Here is a 22,034-nt window from a genome sequence, read left to right on the forward strand (position 1 = left end):
GCCCGTACAGGGTTATTCCTTTTTAATTTGGCATAACCTCGGGTTAATGGCTATTCTTCATAAGAGTTGGGGCCCATTCGGCGCCTGAAATAGCCTGGAGCCACCGGAGGCAGGGATGAAGCTGCAGCAATTGCGCTATATCTGGGAAGTCGCCCATCACGATCTCAATGTGTCGGCCACTGCCCAGAGTTTGTACACATCGCAGCCCGGTATCAGCAAGCAAATTCGCCTGTTAGAGGACGAATTGGGCGTTGAGGTCTTCGCCCGCAGCGGTAAACATCTCACCCATGTGACCCCGGCCGGTGAGGCTATTCTCGAGGCCGCCGGCGAGGTGCTGCGCAAGGTTGAGAGCATCAAGCAGGTTGCCCAGGAGTATTCCAACGAGCGCAAAGGCAGCCTCTCGATCGCCACGACACACACCCAGGCCCGATATGCCTTGCCCGCGACGATTAAAGCCTTCATTGAACGCTATCCTGAAGTGTCCCTGCATATGCATCAGGGTACACCTGTCCAGATCTCCGAAATGGCCGCTGACGGTTCAGTGGACTTTGCCATTGCCACCGAGGCCCTGGAGCTGTATTCAGACCTGATCATGATGCCGTGCTATCGCTGGAATCGCTGTATTCTGGTGCCTCGCGATCACGCTTTGACCCAGGTGTCTGAGCTGACACTTGAGGATGTGGCCGAGCATCCGATAGTCACTTACGTGTTTGGTTTTACCGGGCGTTCCAAACTCGACGAGGCCTTTGTCGAACGCGGCCTGGTGCCGCGGGTGGTCTTCACTGCTGCCGATGCCGACGTCATTAAAACCTATGTGCGGCTCGGGCTGGGTATTGGCATTGTCGCGGGAATGGCCCACGACGAGGAGGTGGACCCGGACCTGGTGGCCCTGGATGCCAGCCATCTGTTCGCCAGTAGTGTCACCCGCATCGGCTGTCGCAAGGGGACGTTCCTGCGTGGCTATATGTATGAGTTCATAGAGGATTTCGCCCCCCACCTGACGCGCGATGTGGTCACCGAGGCCTTCTCCTGCAATACCAAGGCGGAACTCGAGGAATTGTTTTCGCACCTGGAGCTGCCGGTCTACTGATTTTTACTCCTGGGGCTTGTCTCGCCAGGGCCAGGTGGTTAGATTGTTGCGCTCTCGCTCAGCCACCTAAGGAGTAGAACATTGGAACTGGCCTGCCTGGACCTGGAAGGGGTCCTTGTCCCTGAAATCTGGATTGCGTTTGCCGAGAAAACCGGCATCGAAGAATTGCGCGCAACCACCCGCGATATCCCCGATTACAACGTGCTCATGAAGCAGCGTCTCGATATTCTCGATCAGCACGGACTGAAGATCGATGATATCCAGGAGGTGATTGCCACCCTCGAGCCACTGCCCGGTGCAATCGATTTCGTCAACTGGCTGCGGGAGCGCTTCCAGCTGATTATCCTCTCAGATACCTTTTACGAATTTTCCGAGCCGCTGATGCGTCAGTTGGGGTGGCCCACGCTATTCTGTCACCGTTTGGTAACAGACGATGAGGGCAGGGTGGTCGACTACAAGCTGCGCCAGGAAGATCCCAAGCGCGCTTCGGTGAAGGCGCTGCACACTCTGAACTACCGGGTGATTGCCGCCGGCGATTCCTATAACGACACCACTATGCTGGGAGAGGCGGATGTGGGCATTCTTATTCACGCACCGCAGAACGTGAAAGATGAATTCCCCCAATTCCGTTCGGTGGATTCTCTGGCCGATCTCAAAGTGGCCTTCCTCGAGGCGTCCAATCGAGAGCTGAGTCTCTAGTAGCGAGGCGGGCCCTGGTGTCGAGCACCCGGGCCTGCAACGTAAGCCTCACAGTGCTTCCAGTGCTGTGAGGAATTTCCCCACCTTGTCGAAGGTTTCCTGGTATTCCTGCTGCCACTGCGAGTCAGCGACAATGCCGCCACCACCCCAGCAGCGTATCTGATTGTCACTGCACAGCAGGCTGCGAATGGCGATATTGCTGTCCATGCGTCCATCGGCGCTGATATACATCAGAGAGCCGCAGTAGGCTTCCCGCGGATCCGGTTCCAGTTCGGTAATGATCTCCATGGCGCGGCGTTTCGGCGCGCCGGTGATCGAGCCTCCTGGAAAAGAGTCGCGCAGTAACTGGTAGGCCGTACGCTCCGGGCTCAGCTCCCCACTAATGGTACTGACCAGGTGGTGTACGGTGGGAAAACTCTGTACCTCAAACAGCGCGTCCACGTGAATGCTGCCCGGCACACAGCTGCGCCCCAGGTCGTTGCGCAACAAGTCCACAATCATCAGGTTTTCCGCACGATCTTTTTCGGCGCGGCGCAGTTCCGCGGCAGCGAGTTGATCAGCCGCCGGGTCGTGGTGCCGTGGGCGCGTGCCTTTAATGGGTGAGGTCTGTACATGGTGTCCCTGTAACGACAGAAACCGTTCCGGAGACAGGCATAGCAGTGCGTCTTCATCGCCCAGGGTCAGGAAGCCGGAGAACGGCGCTGCGGCGACCAGGCGCAATTGTCGGTAAGCCTGCCAGGGGTCGCCCTCGTAGGTGCTTTGGAAGCGCTGGGCGAGATTGACCTGGTAGCAGTCCCCGGCCTGAATATAGGCCTGGATGCGATGAAATGCCTCGCGATATTCCGTCTCGGAGAGGTTGGATTTGAATGGCGCCTTCAGTCTGAATGCGCTGCCGGGCGTATCACTGCGCCGGCGCAGTCGGCTCAGGATATCGCGCTGGGTGGCGGCGGACACAGTGCGCTGGGTAACTACCACTGCACGCTGCAGCAAATGATCCTGAATAACCGCCCAGTCATAGGCGGCCAACCCTGCACTTGAGTAGTCGCCCGTGGAACCCTCGACCTGGTTGAGGGGATTACCCAGGTCATAGGCCAGGTAGCCCAGTATCCCGCCACAGAAGGGGAGGTCCTGGGCCACGCCCTGGCTGGCGCCGTAACGATCGCGGTGAAAGTCAGCCAGGTCATCGAAAAAGTTGCGCCAAGTGGCGCTATTGGTACCTGTTGGCGGAAGCGGAGCGGCGCAAGCTGGGTTTGCTGCCAGAATGTCGTACCGGCCGCTCTGGGTGTAGGGATAACTCGAATCGAGCAGCGCGGCACCGGGCAGATCGCGCAGACACTCAAACAGCTCGCAGCTGTCGGGAGAGTAGCTAATTTCTTCGATCGAGACGGTTTTGTTCATGTGCGGGCGTGCGGCCTTATTTCGCTGGGCTGCGAAGTGACAAATGTTGACACCGATAACACCGCAAAGCAAATGTCTTGGAAAGTCTATTCGGTTGTTCGGTATTGTAAACTAATGTCCTAAACCGTGCTTCAGGTCGGTTTATTTGCTGTGAAAACATAGTCTTACGCGTTTCGCTTAATTGACTTTGACCAACCCGGCACTTAATGTAACACGCCGAAATTCTGGTGAGTGCGCTGTTTGGACGCTGCTCGCCTGTCACGTCTTGCACACGAAATCTCTGAGAAGATTCCGCAAGCTCTCCCAGGCCCGCGGGCCTATTATTGGATCAAGGATTATGACAAAGAACAGCAGCAATGATCTGATTGCATCTCTGGACAACCCGTTCTCGACGAATGAAGAGCAGGAGTTCAAGGTGCCGGGCCAGGTCGCCGCAGAGCCAGGTCTTTATGAAGAAGCTCTGAAAGCGGGTTGGGAACTGCAGCAGCGCCCTTATCGCGCCGCGGGCGTCAAAAATACCCAGCGCCAGCACCAGAAGAAACGGATGACCATCTGGGAGCGCATCGACTGCCTGGCCGATGACGAGCCCACGGTATTGTTTCAGAACTGGGGCCCCAACCTGGATGGTGCTTCACTGGTCACTGCCCTTATCAAGGTCAACGGCCGCGATGTGGCGATTTACGGCCACGACTTCACCGTGCGTGCTGGCTCAATGGATGCCACCAACGGTAAGAAACTTGCGCGCCTATTTGAGCTTGCCGCCAAGCGCAAGATTCCTCTCGTAGGCCTCAACGATTCCGCGGGCGCCTATATTCCCGCCGGTGTGGGCGGCCTCGACGGCTATGCCGATGCCTTTACCGCTCTGCGCAAGATCTCCGGTGTCGTGCCCAGCATTATGTGTATGTTTGGTTTCAATGCGGGCGGCGGCTCTTACCTGCCTCGTCAGGGCTCTTTCCTGATCCAGCCCAATGAGACCTTCTTTGGCCTGACCGGCCCCGGCGTGGTCAAGTCGGTGCTGGGCGAAGATGTGACCCCCGACGAGCTGGGCGGCCCCGGCGTGCACAGCCAGAGCGGTGTGACTGACTTCGTGGTACCCGATGAAGTGGCAGCGCTGCGCAAGGTGCGCGAGCTGCTGAACTACCTGCCGGCGCATAACGGTGAGCTTGCCCCTCACCAGCCGTCGTCCGACCCGGTAAACCGCAAAACCTGGGACATCGACATTCTGCTGAAGAAAGCCTTTAACTCACCGACCGGTTTTAACACCCCGGTTGATATCAGTATTCTGATCCAGCAGTTGTGCGACCACGGCGACTTCCTGGAGATCCAGCCCGAGCGCGCCAGGAATACCATTACTGCATTGGGACGTATGGGCGGCAATGTTGTGGGCTTTGTAGCCAACAACTCAGCCGTGGCGTCCGGCCAGATTGACATTGACGCGGCGTATAAGAACGCCCGCTTTATTCGTTTCTGCAACCTGTACAACATTCCGATTATCTTCCTCGAGGACACTACGGGCTTCCTGCCGGGGCGCGAGCAGGAGCGCAGGGGAATTGTGCAGGCCGGACGAGCTATGCTGGATGCGATCGTCGATCTGCGCACACCGCGCTTCCTGGTGCTGGTGCGCAACGCCTTTGGCGGCGCCTATGCCTCCTACAACAACTACCCCACGGGTGCCGACTTCGTGGTGGCGCTGCCCACTACACGCGTGGCTGTTATGGGCCCGGCGGGTGTTGAGTACGTCTACAAAGACGAGCTCAAGAAAATTCGCGGTTCGGTCAAGGCCAAGGTGGCCAAGGAAACCGAAGCACAGCTGGCCGCAGGTCTCTCTGAGGAGGCCGCTGTTGAAGCCGCAGAAACATTGGTAGCAGATTGGGTGAAAGCGGAAGAGCAACTTCTCGCCCAGCGCTATGAGCGCGAGCTGATGAATCCGAATGAGGCGCTTAGCCTCGGTTCGATTTCACAGATTGTCATGCCATCAGATCTGCGCCAGGTACTGGCCGAGCAGATGGATTTCTGTCTGCGTCACTACGAGCCCAGCCCGCTGCAGTCCGTGCAGCGCGAGTTCCACTAAGCCCCGGCCAAAAGAATTACAGAGGAATTTCCCGTGTCCAACGAACACTATCTGCACAACCCGCTGATCCACCGCGACCGTCGTCTGGGGCGTCGCCACACTGAATGGGTCAACCAGTTCGACTGCACCCATATTCGTCCGCTCATTATCTGCCGTGGTCCTATCCGTAAGGAGGCCATGGACGTGTTCAGCGAAATGGGCATTACCGATTTCGGTATTCTGCTGTCCGAGAAAGACTCCATTGTCTATCAGGATGCACTTGCCCCCGAACTGCGCTCACTGACCGATCCTAATCGCGTTCACCGCGTGCCTGATTACACCGGCGCAAACAAGGAAGAGCGCGATCAGCGCATAGCCCAGATTATCAATATAGCCCGCGAGAACGGCTACAACTCTATTTTCGCCGGCTACGGATTTATGGCCGAGGACGAAACCATGGTCGCCGCCATGGAAAAAGCCGGCCTGAATTTCATCGGCCCCTGCTCGCGTACGGTTCACGATGCAGGCCTGAAGGATGAGGCCAAGCGTACCGCACTCAAGCACGGTGTGTCGGTCACTCCCGGTATCGACAATGGCACCGCTCTTACGCTGCTTAAGAAGCACCCCGATGCAGCCGCGTTAAAAGCCCTTGCGGCCGAACACGGTCTCACAGTTGATGAGGTTAAGCTGGATGACGACAGCATTGAGCTGGCTGACAAGGCTGACCTGGTGCTGGCCGCGTCCTATGAGAAAGGCGTTGATATCTACACGGTTGATGAACTCTGTGAAACGCTGACCGAAGCGGTACAGGAGATGGCAGCTGAGTACCCCGAAAACCGGGTGCGCCTCAAGGCTATTTCAGGCGGCGGCGGCAAGGGGCAGCGCATTCTCGGTATTGGTGAATCTGCGCGCACCCCGGAGCTGGTGCGGGAGATTCTCAATGAGGTCAAAACCACCGGTGTTGGTGACAACAAGAATGTTCTGGTTGAGCTGAATATTGAAACAACGCGTCACCAGGAAATTCAGGTGCTGGGCAACGGCGAGTGGTCCATGACCATGGGCGGCCGCGACTGCTCACTGCAGATGCATGAGCAGAAGCTGCTCGAGGTGTCTGTAACTGTTGAGTCGCTGGAGGCTTCTATCGAGCAAGCCAAGGCATCTGGTAACGCGACTGAGCAACGCGTACTTGAGCAAGACCTGAAAACCCTGATTGCCATGGAAGATGAGGCGACTCGTTTTGGTGAGGCTGTGGGCCTGGACTCTGTCTCTACGTTCGAGTGTATTGTCGATCGCGACAAGCACTTCTTCATGGAAATGAACACGCGTATTCAGGTGGAGCACCGGGTAACCGAGCTGTGTTACTTATTGAAGTTCACTAACCCGGAAAACCCCGATGACACGTTTATCGTGGAGTCGCTGGTAGAACTGATGGTATTGCTGGCGGCGCACGGCCCCAAGCTGCCCAAGCCCGAGCGTATTTTGCGCCACAACGATTCGGTTGAAGCACGTCTCAACGCCACCAACCAGGCGCTGCAGCCCAGTGCCGGCGGTGTCATCGAGTATTGGTCCGACGCCGTCGAAGGCGAAATTCGTGACGACCAGGGGATTAGCCTGCACAACCCCGACACCGATGTCTTTATGAAGTACACCCTGGCGGGCGCCTACGATTCCAATATCGCGCTGCTGCTGACTGTTGGTGATACACGCCTTGACACCTATGAGCGTATGGCGGAAGTGATTCGCCAGACCAACATGCGCGGTAAGGACCTGGCGACCAATCTGGAGTTCCACTACGGTCTGGTGAACTGGTTTATCGGCCAGAACATTAATGCCCGACCCACCACGCGCTTTATCGTGCCTTACCTGACGGCGGTAGGTGAACTGAAGCAGCGGGCCAACAACCTCGACGTGGACTACGCGTGGAAGCAAGTCTGCAAGGCTCAGTTGGCGGGCGCCACAGGCGATAGCGCCAAGGCCCTGAAAACGACCCTGGAGTTGAAGCAAACGCTGTTGCTGCGGCCCCTGCAAACACTGCTGGACGAGCCGCATATTCTCGCCGGTTGGCTGAGTGTTAACCGCGACAGCTACACCATGGTAGACGGTAAAATCAGCTGGAATGAAAACCCGATCGAGCTGCTGGACGATACCTATCACTTCCTGAACATGGATTATGTCGAAGGTGAGCCTGCTTCCAGCATGATCTGGGATCACGACAATGACATCCTCGACGACGCCCTGGCGTTCTATCAGGAGCTCAATAATCGTCTCGATGCACAGGACTGGATTGAATTGCAGTCGGTGCTGGATTCCGCCGATGCGCCAGAAGGTATCAGTGCGTCAATGTGGGGCGAGATTCGTGGCGCCCACGCAGGCTTCCAGGCCGGTGTCGACATCCTGGCGGTACTGCCCAACATTGCCGAAGCCACGTCTTACTACAGCCTGTGTGTGAACGAAGACCTGACGATTAATATTCCCGAGCGTCTCGAAGATACCGAGCTTCAGGAAGCAATGGCGAAAGTATTGGTGCCGCCGCCGGTTGCCAAATCCGACGAAATTCTCGCTGAGAGCGGCGGCATGTTTTATGGCCGCGAAACACCGGAGCACGACGTGTATGTGAAGCAGGGCGATCACTTCGAGGCGGGTGACCCACTGTTTATTGTTGAAGTGATGAAGATGTTCAACAAGGTGTATGCGCCGTTCTCGGGGACTATCGAAGAGGTGCTGGTCGACACCGATGGCGTGATCATCAGCAAGGGCCAGCCGATTTTCAAAATCACTCCGGACGAGGTGATCGTTGTTGAATCTGCCGAGGAGGTGGCTGCGCGCCGCCGTGGTGTGACCGACGAATTCCTTGCCCAGCTTGTATGAGGACTATCCGATGATTACCGCACTTGATCATATCGCCATTGCCGTACCGGACTTCGAGAAGGCGATTAAGCGCTTTATGGAAGACTTTGGACTAACCTTCAATGGCACGGAAGACGTTGTGGCGGCAAAGACCAGCACGGCCTTTTTCCCACTGCCGGAAACCCAGATCGAACTGGTGCACCCCTTGAATGGTGAAGGGCCGATAGCTGGTTATCTGGAAAAGAAGGGCGGTGGTCTGCATCACTTGTGCTTCCGCTCCGACAATATTGAAGAGGACGTGGCGCGCCTGAAGGAAAAGGGTTATCAGTTCCTGGGCGATGCACCTACGCCGGGTGCACATGGCTCGAAGGTGATTTTTATTCATCCCAAGAGCTGTGATGGTGTGCTGATTGAGATTAATCAGCCCGCCGAGGACCACCACTAAGCGGTGGGCCAAGAGCTATAACTGGGGCGTCGCCGATACTGCTAACAGGTGACGCCGACAGCGATTACACGCGAGACACACGATCATGAGCAACGACAAGATATACGACAAGAACACCGCCACTCCCGACGCCTGGGCTGAGCTTGCCACCAAGCAACTGCGCGGTAAGCCGCTGGATGATCTCACCTGGCAGACACCTGAAGATATCGATGTGAAGCCATTGTACACGGCTGCCGATACCGAAGATCTCGAGTATGCGGACACCATGCCCGGCATGTCACCCTATATTCGCGGCCCGCAGGCGACAATGTATGCCGGGCGCCCGTGGACCATTCGTCAGTACGCGGGGTTCTCAACCGCCGAAGAATCCAACGCCTTCTATCGCAAGGCACTGGCCGCTGGTGGTCAGGGCGTGTCGGTGGCCTTCGATCTTGCCACCCACCGAGGCTACGATTCCGACCATCCCCGTGTCTCCGGTGATGTGGGTAAAGCGGGTGTAGCGATCGACTCCGTGGAAGACATGAAGATTCTGTTCGACGGCATTCCCCTGGACAAAGTGTCGGTGTCTATGACGATGAATGGCGCGGTTCTGCCGGTACTAGCCGGTTATATCGTGGCTGCTGAAGAGCAGGGCGTAAGTCAAGATAAACTCGCGGGCACGATCCAAAATGACATTCTCAAAGAGTTCATGGTTCGCAATACCTATATCTATCCGCCCGCACCGAGCATGAAAATCATCGGCGATATTATCGCCTACTGTTCCGGCAACATGCCCAAGTTCAATACCATCTCAATCTCGGGATACCATATTCAGGAAGCGGGAGCGAACGCAGCGCTGGAGTTGGCTTACACCCTGGCAGATGGCAAGGAGTATATTCGCACAGCCCTGGCCGCCGGCCTCGATATCGATCAGTTTGCACCGCGTCTGTCCTTCTTCTGGGGCATTGGCATGAACTTCTATATGGAGATCGCCAAGATGCGGGCAGCGCGTTTGCTGTGGGCCAAGATTGTCGGCGAATTTAACCCCGGTAACCCCAAGAGCTCAATGCTGCGTACACACAGCCAGACCTCCGGCTGGTCGCTGACAGAGCAGGACCCTTACAACAACGTGGTGCGCACCACGATTGAAGCGATGGCCGCCGTTTTTGGCGGTACTCAGTCACTGCACACCAACGCACTGGACGAGGCCATTGCTCTGCCCACCGAGTTCTCGGCACGTATTGCCCGTAACACCCAGCTCATCATTCAGGAAGAGAGCGGTATCACCAACGTTGTCGATCCCTGGGGCGGTTCCTACATGATGGAGAGCCTCACTCAGGATATCGCAGACAAGGCCTGGGAATTGATTGAGGAGATCGAGGAAGCCGGTGGTATGGCCAAGGCCATCGAGACCGGCTTGCCCAAGCTTAAGATCGAGGAGGCTGCCGCGCGCAAACAGGCGCGTATCGACCGCGGCGATGACGTGATCGTCGGTGTCAACAGGTACACCCTCGACCAAGAAGATGCGATCGAAACCCTGGAAGTCGACAACCAGGCAGTGCGCGAATCGCAGTTGGCCAGGCTCGCCACAATCAGGGGGTCTCGTGATGAGGCTGCGGTTGAAGCGATTCTGGAAGACATTTACCAGGCCGCGGTCAGCGGCGAAGGCAACTTGCTGGCCCTGGCCGTAGAGGCGACTCGTCGCCGCGCCACGGTCGGCGAAATTTCCTTTGCCATGGAGCGTGAGTTCGGCCGCTTCAATGCCCAGGCACAGACCGTGTCAGGCGTTTACGGATCAGCGTTTGCCGAAGACGAAGAATGGCAGGGTATTAGCAAGGATATCGACGACTTTGTGGATCATCACGGCCGCCGTCCGCGGATGCTGGTGTGCAAAATGGGTCAGGACGGTCACGACCGCGGCGCTAAAGTGGTTGCCACTGCCTTTGCTGATGTCGGCTTTGATATTGATTTGTCGCCTATGTTCTCCACGCCGGAAGAAGTGGCGCGTCAGGCGATTGAGAACGACGTGCATGTGGTAGGCGCATCATCACTCGCCGCCGGCCATAAGACCCTGGTGCCGGAGTTGGTTGAAGAACTCAAGAAGCAGGGCGCTGACGATATCGTCGTCATTGCCGGCGGTGTGATTCCGCGCCAGGACTACGACTATCTCTACGGTGCTGGCGTGAAGTGTATCTTCGGCCCGGGCACGCCGATTCCCGCTTGCGCACGTGAGGTGCTCGACGCGGTGAACTCGCAACAGGCCTGATCAATCAACGGGGCGAAGTGTCATAAGGCACTCCCCGGTCGCTGCTCTGATGATATTTGACCTAGAAAAGCTCTTATCCGGCAATCGCCGGGCACTGGCCAAGGCGATTACGCTGGTGGAATCCAAACTGGATACACACCGGGTGGAAGCCCAGCACATTCTCGAACAGGTGCTGCCGCACTCCGGCAACAGTATTCGCATCGGTATTACCGGTGTCCCCGGTGTTGGCAAATCCACCTTTATTGAAGCTTTTGGCCTGTACCTGATTGCGCAGGGCAAGCGGGTAGCTGTGCTGGCGGTAGACCCAAGCTCTCCGATCGCGGGCGGTTCGATACTGGGCGACAAGACGCGCATGGAAGAATTGTCGCGCAGGGAAGAGGCCTTTATCCGGCCCTCACCATCAGAGGGCGCGCTTGGCGGCGTGGCTCAGAAAACCCGTGAAACCATGCTACTTTGCGAAGCCGCTGGCTACGATGTGATCTTGGTGGAAACCGTGGGCGTCGGCCAGAGCGAATACCAGGTCGCTGGCATGGTTGATTTCTTTATGGTGTTGATGCTGCCGGGCGGCGGAGATGAGCTGCAGGGCATCAAAAAGGGAATAATGGAACTGGCGGATGCTTTGGTCATCAATAAGGCCGATGGCGACAGCGAGAGGCTTGCCACGCTGACGAGACAGCAGTACACCAGCGCCATGAACCTGTTGCGCCACACCAGTTTCTGGACACCTCAGGTCATGACCTGTTCGGCGCTCAAGAATATCAATATCGACGCCGTGTGGGGCATGCTGGTTGACTACCAGATCAAGGCTCGCCAGAAAGGCGCCTTTGACGCCAAACGCGCCCAGCAAAACCGTGACTGGATGCATCAGCTGGTGAACGAAATGCTGCATTTAAAGCTGTCCCAGAACACGGAGGTACAGCAGTTAATGCCCACTCTGGAAGCGGGCGTGGAGAGCCACCGCCTGACGGCTTACGCGGCGGCGCAGCAGATTCTCGAAAAGCTCTAGGGCGATCCTGCCCTCAGGAAGGAGTGGCGGCGTCAGCGCGCTTTGAGGACACTGCACGCAGGGTTGGTACGCCGCCATTGCGGCGTATATCACGCTGGTGATTACGCATGAACTTCTCGAATTTCATGGCATTTAGGGGGCGGGACCAGTAGTACCCCTGGGCCTGGTCGCAGCCGAGCATAGACAGCGCTTCCGCCATTTTCTGGTTCTCCACGCCCTCTGCCACAACCTTGATATTCAAGCGAGAGGCGACCTGAATAATCGCCTCGACAAGAATGCGACTCTGCTCGGCTTCGAGAATACGGCTGATGAAGGAGCGGTCGATTTTCAGTACGCTAACCTCGAATGCCTTGAGATAGCCGAGATTGGAATAGCCGGTGCCGAAGTCGTCGATAGCCAGTTCAACACCCATCCGGCGCAGTTGTAGCAGTGCGCGCTTAATGGAGGTGCTGTTATCAATCAAGAGGGATTCAGTGAGCTCGAGTTCCAGCTGATCAGCATCCAGCCCGCTCTTCTTGAGCACGTCGCTCACCACTTTGGTAATTGAACCCCGGGCGAACTGTACCGGCGAGATATTGACGGCCATAGTGAATCCGCTGTCCACCAGCCCCAGGTCGAGGCACTGTTTACAGTAGCGGCAGGCTTCTTCCATGGCCCAACTGCCCATTTCTTCGATCAGACCTGATTGTTCGGCAACGCCGATAAATTCGGCGGGGGCAATCAGTCCGCGCGTAGGATGGTGCCAGCGAATCAGCGCCTCGGCGCCAATGACACGGCCGGATTCGAGGTCAATTTTGGGCTGATAGAATAGTTCAAATTGACGTTGACTGAGCCCTTCGTAGAGGTAGGACAGGATATTGAGGCGGTCCTGCACACGCTCGTGCATTTTCTCGTTAAAGAAATGGTAGTTATTCCGGCCGCTGTCCTTGGTGTGATACATGGCGATGTCGGCCTGACGGCAGATAGTGTCGAAATCCTCGCCGTCGTTGGGTGCAATGGCGATGCCAATGGAGGCGGTGACAACAATGTCCGAGCTGCCGATCGATACCGGTTTTTTGACTTCCTGGAGAATTTTGCTCGCCACGCTGGTCATGAGTTCGGCGTCGTCGACGGACTCGAGAATAATCAGGAACTCGTCGCCACCCAGACGCGATACGCAATCCGTCGCCCGCACGGTACTCATCAGGCGCAGCGCCGTCTCCTTGAGAAACTCGTCACCGCCCTGGTGGCCAAAGGAATCGTTGACGTGTTTGAAGTCGTCAAGATCCATGAACATCAGACACACCTTGGTGCCATTGCGCTGGCTGACCGCCAGGGCGTGTTCGAACTGCTCCCGGGCCAGCAACCGGTTGGGTAGACTGGTCAGCGCATCGTGGTGGGCGAGCTCGCGGATCATGAACTGCGATTCATTCACCCGTTCTATTTCGCGGCTCAGTCGATTCATACTCTCGCGCATGTCTTCCGCGAACAGCCACACCGCAAAGCCTGTAACCATCAGGATCACGATAATAAAAGAGGCTGTGGTCAGATTCCCGGGCGACAACTCGTGGACATGCAGGCCGGTGGTATTGGTGAGCCCGATGAGAAATACCGTGAAGATAGATGAGACGGTGACCGCCATAAACAGCCAGCGGCTGCCCACCACGGCGGAGAACAGGATCAGCGCAGGGATGGCGATCACTGCTTCATCGTGTAGCCCCTTATGCATCCACATCAGGCCAAATACAGGAATGGTGAGAATGATAATGAGCGCATTGACCGCGATATCGGGCCTGCCAAGTTTTTTCAGGATGGGGATGCAGCACAACGCAACTGCCAGGCCAGCCAGTACGGCTGCCAGGTCGTAGCGTCCGAGGATGACCTGGACGATAAACAGGGCAAATAATGACCACTCCAGTGCCCAGAACACTGTCGTCAATCGGGAGAATCTATAACCTTCGGTTATATCTCTCTGGGGGGCACCTGCGGATAGTGGGCGCTTGGAATCTTCCATGAGCGGATGAAGCTTTCCTCACGGTTGCTTATTCTTTTGAGTCGTTATGACGTGAGTATACCTTGCTGGGCGGGTTTGGCTATGGCCGAAGGTACAATAAAGACGCCGGCTGGCCCGGCGCGTGAAAACCGGTTAGTCTCGCTGGATATCTCGCGATCGAGTCTCTTTGTATGCGCTTTTTGCCACTGGAAAAGTTGATCAACCTGCACGACGGCTATAGCTGTACCTATAAAATCGACCAGCATCAGCTGTTGCTCCTGCAGAGCGACGGGCAGCGCTACCTGATAGAGGCTGTCTGCCCTCACCGCGAGCATCCCCTCGACCTGGCCTCTATTGGCGGCGGCGAAATTCAGTGTGCCGCCCATCACTATCGGTTTGCGCTGGATGACGGGCGCCTCCTGCAGCATACCGAGGAACCCTGCCGAGGCCTGCGTACCTGGGAACTGGTCTATGAAGGCAATGAAGTGGGCGTGATCATAGCTGCGGGGCCGGGCAATGAGTAAGGGGCTGCCGCCGGAGGAAGAACGCCTGGAATTGCCCTCCGGGTCGATATTCTCCGACCGGTTCGAGTTGCGCCTGGTGACGTACCGCGACCTGCAGGCACTCCTGAAAATTCATCGGGTCGAGGAGGTCAATCGCTATCTGCCGTTTGAAACCTGGCAGGGTATGGAAGACGCCGAGATCTGGTATGAGCGTGTGAAGCAGCGCCACCAGGACCGCGAAGCAGTGCAATGGGTGATTTGCGAACGCAGTGCGGGCCAGGTCGTGGGTAGCTGCATTATGTTTGGCTACGAGCACGATCATGCGCGCCTTGAAATCGGTTATGGCCTGGGGCGAGATTACTGGGGCAGGGGCATTGCCCGTGAAGCCGTTGGCCGGCTGGTCAGTTACGCCTTTGATAACATGCAGATCCGCCGCCTGGACGCGCGGGTGGACCCGCGCAATGACGGCTCGAATGCACTGCTGAAGGCCCTGGGTTTTAGCCTTGAGGGCTGCCAGCGGGAGCGGCAGGTGCTCAAGGGCGAGGTGGTCGACGTCAATCTCTGGGGACTGCTGCGGTCTCAGTGGATACCGGTCCAAAAATAAGCACTTTCGGCGAAATTCAACGCCATTCACCGCAGGTATTCCGCCAATTTCCTTGAGAAATACTGTACAATGTCGCCCGTTTATTTCGCCGCGACCGCTCGGTTGTGCGACGTCATTCACCCGATCAGAGGACACTATGTCAAGCAACGCTAATACGATTTACTACACGCTCACGGATGAGGCACCTTCTCTGGCTACCTGTTCTCTGCTACCCATTGTGCGCACCTTCACCAGCGCCGCAGGTATCGACGTAAAAATCACCGACATATCTCTCGCCGGCCGTATTCTCGCCGGTTTCCCAGACTACCTGGCTGAAGAACAGCGGGTTCAGGACGGTCTGGCATTCCTGGGCGAGCTGACCCAGGATCCCGGCGCCAACATTGTTAAGTTGCCCAATATCAGTGCCTCGGTGCCACAGCTGAAAGACTGCATTGCGGAATTGCAGGGGCAGGGCTATCCGCTGCCTGATTATCCCGAGAATCCCGAATCTTACGAGCAGAAAGACGTTGCCGCGCGCTACGCGAAAGTACTGGGCAGTGCGGTTAACCCGGTGCTGCGTGAGGGTAACTCCGACCGCCGCGCACCCGGCGCGGTCAAACAGTTCGCGAAAAAATTTCCGCACTCTATGGGTGCCTGGAGCAAGGCGTCACGCTCGCATGCAGACTATATGCGCGGCGGCGATTTCTACTCCGCCGAGCAGTCTTTCACCATGGAGCAGGCCGGCACTATCCGCATTGAATTCGTCGCGCCCGACGGCACAGTCACAGTCAAGAAAGAGTTGGCACTGCTTGAGGGCGAGGTAGTCGACAGCATGCGCATGAGCGCTGCCATGCTGCGCGAATTCCTCGAGGAAACCATGCAGGACGCCAAAGACTCCGGCGTTATGTGGTCTCTGCACGTGAAGGCCACCATGATGAAGGTGTCGCACCCCATTGTTTTTGGTCACGCCGTGACCGTCTTTTACAAAGACCTGTTCGAAAAGCATGCCGAGTTGTTTGACGAGCTGGGCGTAAACCCCAACAACGGCTTGTCCAGCGTTTACGAAAAAATTCAGTCTCTGCCGCGCTCCAAGCGCGAGGAAATTGAGCAGGACATCCACGATTGCTACGAGCACCGTCCCGAACTGGCCATGGTGGATTCCGTAAAGGGTATTACCAACCTGCACGTTCCCTCTGACGTGATTGTCGATGCCTCCATGCCTGCCATGATTCGTAACGGCGGCAAAATGTGGGGCCCCGACGGCAAACCCAAGGACACCAAGGCTGTCATGCCCGAGAGCACGTACTCCGTGCTGTACCAGGAGATGATCAACTTCTGTAAGACCAACGGCGCCTTCGATCCCACCACCTGCGGTACTGTGCCAAACGTTGGCCTGATGGCGAAAAAGGCCGAGGAATACGGCTCCCACGACAAGACCTTTGAGATCGAGGAAGTGGGTACCATGCGCGTGGTCAGCGAGGCTGGCGACGTGATCATGCAACACGAGGTGGAGCCAGGTGACATCTGGCGCGCCTGCCAGACCAAAGATGAAGCGATCCGCGACTGGGTGAAGCTTGCGGTAACGCGCTCTCGCCAGTCCGACACGCCGGTTATCTTCTGGCTTGATCGCAATCGCGCTCACGATATTGAGCTGATCAAAAAGGTGAACACCTACCTGACCGAGCACGACACTGAAGGCCTGGATATTCGTATCATGACCTATGTCGAAGCGATCCGTCGCAGCATGGAGCGCATGCTTCGTGGTCGCGACACCATTTCTGCCACTGGTAACGTGCTGCGTGACTATCTGACCGACCTGTTCCCGATCATGGAACTCGGCACCTCAGCCAAGATGTTGTCGATCGTGCCCATGCTCAAGGGCGGCGGCATGTACGAAACTGGCGCCGGCGGCTCTGCGCCCAAGCACGTACAGCAGCTCCAGGAAGAGAACCACCTACGCTGGGATTCCCTCGGTGAGTTCCTGGCCCTGGCGGTCTCATTGGAAGACATGGGTCTGAAGCAGAACAACGGCAAGGCGGCTATCCTCGCCAAGACTCTGGATGCGGCCACCGGCAAGTTGCTCGAAAACAACAAGTCGCCGTCGCGAAAAGTGGGCGAGCTCGATAACCGCGGCAGCCATTTCTACCTGGGCCTGTACTGGGCGCAGGCCGTTGCGGCGCAAACCGAAGACGCCGAACTGGCAGCCAAGTTTACGCCTTTTGCCAAAGCCCTTGAGGAAGCCGAAGCAACGATTGTAGCGGAGCTTGAAAAGGCCCAGGGCAAGCCTGTTGAGGAAGAGGGGTACGGCTACTACCACGCCGATCGCGCTGCGATTAAGCGCATCATGCGACCCAGTGCAACGCTCAATGCAGTATTGGCGGACGCCAACGCCTGAGCAGCGGTGGAATGACAAGGCGCCTTCGGGCGCCTTTTTTGTATCTACAGCGACAGTGTTCGCAGGTTTGGGTCTTCTTCGCTGAAACGCCAGAGCTCCTGAAACAACTCGTAGTGACGCTCGGTCGAGGCCCTTGAATCCGGTTCGTAAAAGCCGTCTTTGTTGGCTTCACCAGGTTTGAATAACACCCCGTCCCGATCGCGTATCACCAGGGTCTGGCCGTGCCAGTCCGGGTGGTCGGTCAGCTTGCGAATGCTCACCGAGCTGGGCATGCGCCGCGCCAGCACCAGCAGCGGGTGGCCGCGACTGACCATAGCGCGACTGTCTTTGATGAGTATGCGTACCTGGGTCTGCTGACTGCTGCGCGCCAGGCCGCTGATAGCGCTCTCCAGGGCGTTGCTACCAAAGGCATCGTGATCCAGAGCAGGGCTAAGTATATGGAGATATCGGGAAGCGCTTTCAGCCAGTTCGATGGCAAGCTCGGCAAACGGTTGAGGATAAGCCACACCGCTGATAAATGAATCATCACTCGACATAGGCACAGCCGGTTGCGAGCAGATAGCATAGCAGTTCGCATTGCTCAGCATTGTCCCGGGCGCTGGCAAACATGACGTCTCGTAATTCCCATTCGCCACACACGGTTGTGATCAGTTCGAGAATGCCCGCGCTAAACGATCGACTGGCGCCATTAGCGAACACATCGATTCCGTTGTCGGTTGCCTGCCAGGCCAGCTTGCTCTCGGGGGCGAGAAACAGCGCGGTTGCACCGGCATGCAGTGTGTGAAGCGATTCGGCCAGTTCGTCCTCTGCCGGCATGGCATCGTAGCGGGGTTCTGTCACCAGTTCACCGAACCAGCGCTCGTCGACCGCCTGGTCCAGCGCCGCCCGCAACTGGGCGCGCATGCGGGCAATATCCTGGACACGGATCTCGCCGGGGCGCGCGGCAGCTTCCAGGTTGCTGTCGCGGAAAAACGCCTCACCCTGTGCATGGGTCGCAAGGAGCGCATCGGCAAATCGAGCCACCAGATCGTCGATACGCGGGGCACGAAAACCAATAGAGAAGGTGGTGCATTCACCTTCGGCAATCCCCCAGTGCGCGACGCCGGGGGGCACATAGAGCATATCCCCAGGCTCCAACACGTACTCCGCCTGCACGTCAAAATCGCACAGAATATGCAGGTCGTCCTGTGGGAGTCTCGGAGTGTTGGCATCGCAATGCTGGCCGATCTGCCAGCGGCGCCTGCCTTCGCCCTGCAAAAGGAAAACGTCGTAGTTATCGTAGTGGGGGCCGACACTGCCGCCGTCTACCGCATAACTGACCATGACATCATCGACTCGCCAGCCCGGTATGAAATCGACCAGCTTGCGCAGTTGCGCGACCTCAAGAACATAGTGATCCACGGCCTGGACCAGCAGGGTCCATGGATTAGGTCGCGTGTAGTCGCTCTCGGAGAAGGGGCCGTGAAAGAGTTGCCAGTTGCCGCCGACAGATTCAATGATACGCGACTCGACGGACTCTTCAAGCGCCAAGCCGGCGAGTTCGTCGCTGGAAACAGGGGGGACAAAATTTGCCACTGCCTGGCGTATCAGCAGTGGCTGTTGTTGCCAGTAGCGGGCCAGGAAATCGTCCGTGTCGAGATTCATCGCTGCACCCGCTGTCATCGACATTTATTCGATGGCCTGCGCCTGGCTGATAGCGTTGCCAATGTAGCTGGCAGGCGTCAGTGCAAGCAATTCCTGCTTGGCTGTGTCGGGGATATCCAGCTTGCTGACAAAGTCCTGAATGACTGCCTTGCTCATATCCTGGCCGCGGGTCAGTTCCTTCAATTTTTCGTAGGGCTGCTCGATGCCGTAGCGGCGCATCACCGTCTGGATCGGCTCAGCGAGTACTTCCCAGCTGTTGTCGAGATCTTCAGCGAGTTGCTGCTCGTTAAGCTGCAGCTTGCCGATGCCTTTCATTGAGGCCTGATAGGCAATGAGTGAGTAGCCTGCGCCGACACCCATATTGCGCAATACGGTGGAGTCGGTCAGGTCGCGCTGCCAGCGGCTGATCGGCAGTTTTGCCGCAAGGTGACCAAACACGGCATTGGCCAGCCCCAGGTTGCCCTCGGAATTTTCGAAATCGATTGGGTTGACCTTGTGCGGCATGGTCGAGGAGCCCACCTCACCGGCGACGGCCTTCTGCTTGAAATAGCCCATTGAGATATAGCCCCACACATCGCGGTCAAAGTCGATCAGGATCGTGTTGAAGCGCGCGATGGCGTCGAACAGCTCCGCCATGTAGTCGTGTGGTTCGATCTGGGTGGTGTAGGGGTTCCAGCTCAGGCCCAGGGAGGTGACAAAGGCGTCGGCGTTGGCCTGCCAGTCCACCTCGGGATAGGCGGACAAATGCGCATTGTAGTTGCCTACGGCGCCGTTGATCTTGCCTAGGTATTCCACTTCGCCAATCAGCTTGAGCTGTCGACGCAGACGTGCCACCACGTTGGCCACTTCCTTGCCCATGGTAGAGGGGCTGGCAGTCTGGCCGTGGGTGCGTGACAGCATGGGTACGGCGGCAGCCTCGGTGGCCAGCGCGGTCAGCGCGCTGACAATGTTGTTCATTTCCGGCACCAGCACAGCGTCGACACCGTCGCGCAGCATCAAGGCGTGGGACAGGTTGTTAATATCCTCAGAGGTACAGGCAAAGTGCACGAACTCAGAGACGGCTTCCAGCTCCTCGTTGCCGGCAAAGCGTGCCTTGATGAAGTATTCAACGGCTTTGACATCGTGGTTCGTGGTCGCTTCGATGTCCTTGATGCGGCGGGCGTCCAACTCGGCAAATTCGTCGACAATACTATCAAGCAGCGCGTTGGCGGCACCTGAAAGTGTGGGTACCTCTGGAATCCCCGGATGCGCGGCCAGGCACTGCAACCAACGAACTTCAACCAGCACCCGGCGCTTGATCAGGCCGTACTCGCTGAAAACATCGCGTAAAGCGGCGGTTTTACTGCCGTAGCGACCATCGACGGGCGACACTGCAGTCAGGGCTGATAATTCCATGAGGGGCTCCAAAGATAATGGGGTGCGAATTCTACACCAGGCTTATGCCACGTGATAGCTGCTGGCTGGCTTCCAGTAGCTTGCGACGCTGAAATAACAGCTTCCAGCGATGGCCGCCCATTTGCCGCCACAGGTAGGCAGAACGAATGCCGGCCAGTAGCAAGGCGCGAATAATATCGGCGTTGGCATCATCCTGCAGGTGCTGGGCGCTGCCAGTCACTTTTATGCGAAACTTTAGCTTGCTCAGGGTGTCTTGATAAATGCCGGAAACACTGTGGCAAACCTCGCCTACATGGCCGGTAAAGTGCTCGGCCTTGAACTGGGTATGTTCGAGACGGCTGCGCACCACCGACATCATCTCCTGCCTGGAGGAGAACTGCCTTTCCAGATATAGCATGCCAAAGACATAGCGCACGACATCGCGATGTTCGTTGGCGTCGCGATTGGCGAGCAACGCGCTCAAGTTGTTCAGACCGAGCTTAACGCCGGCCACACCACCGTAGACGCCGGCGATGTCAGATGCGTCGAATTCGAACAGGCTGTGGATTGACGACTCGAGGAATTCAATGGGGTAGGTGCCGGTTTTCGACACCTGGTCGACCATGCGGGCAACCTGAGCAACACCGGCGAGGGCTAGTGCCTGCTTTTCAATTCCGGTGAGCGATTTACTCATACGAATGTTCGCTCGATGACGCCGCCGCCGAGGCAGATGTTATCGTCGTACAACACTACCGACTGGCCCGGGGTGACGGCGCGCTGTGGCTCGTCAAAGTCGATGCGATAGCCTGCGCCGTCTCGGGACAAGGTGCAGGCCTGGTCAGACTGACGGTAGCGGACCTTGGCGTGACAGTGCAGGGGCAGGGCTGGCGGTGTGCCGGCGACCCAATAGATATCGCCGGTTGTCAGAGAAGATTTGAACAGTGCAGGGTGATCGTTGCCCTGCGCGACGAGCAGGCGATTCTGCTCGAGATCTTTATCGACCACGTACCAGGGGGCGTCCGAGTGATTGGCCAGGCCGCCAATGCCGAGCCCCTGGCGCTGGCCGATCGTGTGATACATCAGGCCCTGGTGGCAGCCCAGATGCTCGCCGTCCAGGCTGTATATATCGCCGGGCTGCGCGGGCAGGTACTGCTGCAGGAAGTCCTTGAAACGGCGTTCGCCGATAAAGCAGATGCCGGTTGAATCTTTCTTGCGGGCCGTGGCGAGCTCGTATTTCTCGGCCAGTGCCCGAACTTCGGGCTTTTCGATTTCGCCCACAGGGAACAGCGTGCGAGCCAGCTCCTCATGGCCGACGGCATGGAGAAAATAACTCTGGTCCTTGTTGCCATCGAGGCCTTTGAGCAGCGCTGCCTTGCCGTCGACATCGCCGCGCCGGGTGTAGTGGCCGGTCGCGATTTTGTCAGCGCCGAGCATTAGCGCGTAATCGAGAAATGCCTTGAACTTGATTTCCCGGTTACACAGGATATCGGGGTTGGGTGTTCTGCCGGCGCGGTATTCTTCCAGGAAGTGTTCAAACACGTTGTCCCAGTATTCAGCCGCGAAGTTGGCGCCGTGCAATTTAATGCCCAGCTTGTCAGCGACGGCCTGGGCGTCGGCAAAGTCCTCTTTGGCGGTGCAGTACTCGGTGCCGTCATCTTCGTCCCAGTTCTTCATGAACAGGCCTTCCACGTCATAGCCCTGCTCTTTGAGTAGCAGAGCAGAGACAGACGAGTCGACGCCGCCGGACATGCCGACGATCACTTTAGTGGCGTGGTTCATGCTT

17 protein-coding genes are annotated in these 22,034 nt (G+C 57.4%); 10 read left to right on the forward strand and 7 right to left on the reverse strand.

Annotated features, from left to right (window positions below; genetic code table 11):
- Positions 1-115 precede the first annotated feature (115 nt).
- Together cysB and thrH are read left to right on the forward strand one after the other, a co-directional pair.
- On the forward strand, positions 116-1,090 hold the full coding sequence (gene cysB / locus A3709_RS20095) for an HTH-type transcriptional regulator CysB (RefSeq protein ID WP_066058911.1): 975 nt from the start codon (positions 116-118) through the stop codon (positions 1,088-1,090).
- An 81-nt stretch (positions 1,091-1,171) separates the two neighbouring features.
- On the forward strand, positions 1,172-1,789 hold the full coding sequence (gene thrH / locus A3709_RS20100; RefSeq protein ID WP_066058914.1) for a bifunctional phosphoserine phosphatase/homoserine phosphotransferase ThrH: 618 nt from the start codon (positions 1,172-1,174) through the stop codon (positions 1,787-1,789).
- A gap of 48 nt (positions 1,790-1,837) precedes the next feature.
- Here the strand turns inward: thrH and pabB are convergent, their stop codons facing one another.
- Positions 1,838-3,187: an aminodeoxychorismate synthase component I gene (gene pabB / locus A3709_RS20105; RefSeq protein ID WP_066058917.1), complete on the reverse strand. Its 1,350-nt coding sequence runs from the start codon at positions 3,185-3,187 to the stop codon at positions 1,838-1,840.
- A gap of 337 nt (positions 3,188-3,524) precedes the next feature.
- Between pabB and A3709_RS20110 the strand changes: the two genes are divergently transcribed.
- The 5 genes from A3709_RS20110 to meaB all read left to right on the forward strand — a co-directional run bounded on the left by A3709_RS20110 (position 3,525) and on the right by meaB (position 11,780).
- Positions 3,525-5,258, forward strand: a complete 1,734-nt coding sequence (locus A3709_RS20110) for an acyl-CoA carboxylase subunit beta (protein ID WP_066058920.1) — start codon at positions 3,525-3,527, stop codon at positions 5,256-5,258.
- Positions 5,259-5,291: 33 nt separating this feature from the next.
- On the forward strand, positions 5,292-8,105 hold the full coding sequence (locus A3709_RS20115; protein ID WP_066058923.1) for a biotin/lipoyl-containing protein: 2,814 nt from the start codon (positions 5,292-5,294) through the stop codon (positions 8,103-8,105).
- A 10-nt stretch (positions 8,106-8,115) separates the two neighbouring features.
- A complete protein-coding gene (gene mce, locus A3709_RS20120) occupies positions 8,116-8,529 on the forward strand; it encodes a methylmalonyl-CoA epimerase (RefSeq protein WP_066058926.1) in 414 nt (137 codons plus the stop codon).
- Positions 8,530-8,614: 85 nt separating this feature from the next.
- Positions 8,615-10,774, forward strand: a complete 2,160-nt coding sequence (scpA, locus tag A3709_RS20125) for a methylmalonyl-CoA mutase (RefSeq protein ID WP_066058929.1) — start codon at positions 8,615-8,617, stop codon at positions 10,772-10,774.
- A gap of 49 nt (positions 10,775-10,823) precedes the next feature.
- Entirely contained in the window at positions 10,824-11,780 is a 957-nt protein-coding gene (gene meaB, locus A3709_RS20130; RefSeq protein WP_066058932.1) for a methylmalonyl Co-A mutase-associated GTPase MeaB, read from the forward strand.
- A 13-nt stretch (positions 11,781-11,793) separates the two neighbouring features.
- Here the strand turns inward: meaB and A3709_RS20135 are convergent, their stop codons facing one another.
- Entirely contained in the window at positions 11,794-13,689 is a 1,896-nt protein-coding gene (locus A3709_RS20135) for a bifunctional diguanylate cyclase/phosphodiesterase (RefSeq protein ID WP_231871269.1), read from the reverse strand.
- 254 nt (positions 13,690-13,943) lie between these two features.
- Here A3709_RS20135 and A3709_RS20140 point away from each other — a divergent pair, with 254 nt between their 5' ends.
- From A3709_RS20140 to A3709_RS20150, 3 genes are all read left to right on the forward strand, one after another.
- Positions 13,944-14,276 (forward strand): Rieske (2Fe-2S) protein, encoded by a 333-nt coding sequence (locus A3709_RS20140; RefSeq protein WP_066058938.1) that lies wholly within the window; start codon positions 13,944-13,946, stop codon positions 14,274-14,276.
- A complete protein-coding gene (locus A3709_RS20145) occupies positions 14,269-14,859 on the forward strand; it encodes a GNAT family N-acetyltransferase (protein ID WP_066058940.1) in 591 nt (196 codons plus the stop codon). The genes A3709_RS20140 and A3709_RS20145 overlap by 8 nt, the downstream gene beginning before the upstream one ends.
- 136 nt (positions 14,860-14,995) lie before the next feature.
- The gene (locus A3709_RS20150) at positions 14,996-17,233 is read left to right on the forward strand and encodes an NADP-dependent isocitrate dehydrogenase (RefSeq protein WP_066058946.1); all 2,238 of its coding nucleotides are present in this window, start codon (positions 14,996-14,998) and stop codon (positions 17,231-17,233) included.
- Positions 17,234-17,277: 44 nt separating this feature from the next.
- Here A3709_RS20150 and A3709_RS20155 read toward each other — a convergent pair whose 3' ends face one another.
- Genes A3709_RS20155 through mnmA form a run of 5 tightly spaced genes read right to left on the reverse strand, consistent with a single transcriptional unit; the run spans position 17,278 to position 22,030 of the window.
- Complete coding sequence (locus A3709_RS20155) at positions 17,278-17,769, reverse strand: hypothetical protein (RefSeq protein ID WP_066058951.1); 492 nt, start codon at positions 17,767-17,769, stop codon at positions 17,278-17,280.
- A complete protein-coding gene (locus tag A3709_RS20160) occupies positions 17,759-18,901 on the reverse strand; it encodes a cupin domain-containing protein (RefSeq protein ID WP_066058954.1) in 1,143 nt (380 codons plus the stop codon). The genes A3709_RS20155 and A3709_RS20160 overlap by 11 nt, the downstream gene beginning before the upstream one ends.
- Positions 18,902-20,272 (reverse strand): adenylosuccinate lyase, encoded by a 1,371-nt coding sequence (gene purB, locus A3709_RS20165; protein ID WP_066058957.1) that lies wholly within the window; start codon positions 20,270-20,272, stop codon positions 18,902-18,904.
- Between the two features lie 31 nt (positions 20,273-20,303).
- The gene (gene hflD, locus A3709_RS20170) at positions 20,304-20,945 is read right to left on the reverse strand and encodes a high frequency lysogenization protein HflD (protein ID WP_066058960.1); all 642 of its coding nucleotides are present in this window, start codon (positions 20,943-20,945) and stop codon (positions 20,304-20,306) included.
- Positions 20,942-22,030: a tRNA 2-thiouridine(34) synthase MnmA gene (gene mnmA, locus A3709_RS20175; RefSeq protein WP_066058963.1), complete on the reverse strand. Its 1,089-nt coding sequence runs from the start codon at positions 22,028-22,030 to the stop codon at positions 20,942-20,944. Before mnmA ends, hflD begins: the two co-directional genes overlap by 4 nt.
- Positions 22,031-22,034: the final 4 nt, after the last annotated feature.

Source organism: Halioglobus sp. HI00S01 (assembly GCF_001635445.1).
In the GTDB taxonomy this organism is placed as follows: Bacteria; Pseudomonadota; Gammaproteobacteria; order Pseudomonadales; family Halieaceae; genus Halioglobus; species Halioglobus japonicus.

What these genes read in the sequence shown, in the direction of transcription:
- cysB (WP_066058911.1), top strand. Translation starts at nt 116, where the DNA reads ATGAAGCTGCAGCAATTGCGCTATATCTGGGAAGTCGCCCATCACGAT.
- pabB (WP_066058917.1), bottom strand. Translation starts at nt 3,187, where the DNA reads ATGAACAAAACCGTCTCGATCGAAGAAATTAGCTACTCTCCCGACAGC.
- A3709_RS20110 (WP_066058920.1), top strand. Translation starts at nt 3,525, where the DNA reads ATGACAAAGAACAGCAGCAATGATCTGATTGCATCTCTGGACAACCCG.
- mce (WP_066058926.1), top strand. Translation starts at nt 8,116, where the DNA reads ATGATTACCGCACTTGATCATATCGCCATTGCCGTACCGGACTTCGAG.
- scpA (WP_066058929.1), top strand. Translation starts at nt 8,615, where the DNA reads ATGAGCAACGACAAGATATACGACAAGAACACCGCCACTCCCGACGCC.
- meaB (WP_066058932.1), top strand. Translation starts at nt 10,824, where the DNA reads ATGATATTTGACCTAGAAAAGCTCTTATCCGGCAATCGCCGGGCACTG.
- A3709_RS20140 (WP_066058938.1), top strand. Translation starts at nt 13,944, where the DNA reads ATGCGCTTTTTGCCACTGGAAAAGTTGATCAACCTGCACGACGGCTAT.
- A3709_RS20145 (WP_066058940.1), top strand. Translation starts at nt 14,269, where the DNA reads ATGAGTAAGGGGCTGCCGCCGGAGGAAGAACGCCTGGAATTGCCCTCC.
- A3709_RS20150 (WP_066058946.1), top strand. Translation starts at nt 14,996, where the DNA reads ATGTCAAGCAACGCTAATACGATTTACTACACGCTCACGGATGAGGCA.
- A3709_RS20155 (WP_066058951.1), bottom strand. Translation starts at nt 17,769, where the DNA reads ATGTCGAGTGATGATTCATTTATCAGCGGTGTGGCTTATCCTCAACCG.
- A3709_RS20160 (WP_066058954.1), bottom strand. Translation starts at nt 18,901, where the DNA reads ATGTCGATGACAGCGGGTGCAGCGATGAATCTCGACACGGACGATTTC.
- purB (WP_066058957.1), bottom strand. Translation starts at nt 20,272, where the DNA reads ATGGAATTATCAGCCCTGACTGCAGTGTCGCCCGTCGATGGTCGCTAC.
- hflD (WP_066058960.1), bottom strand. Translation starts at nt 20,945, where the DNA reads ATGAGTAAATCGCTCACCGGAATTGAAAAGCAGGCACTAGCCCTCGCC.
- mnmA (WP_066058963.1), bottom strand. Translation starts at nt 22,030, where the DNA reads ATGAACCACGCCACTAAAGTGATCGTCGGCATGTCCGGCGGCGTCGAC.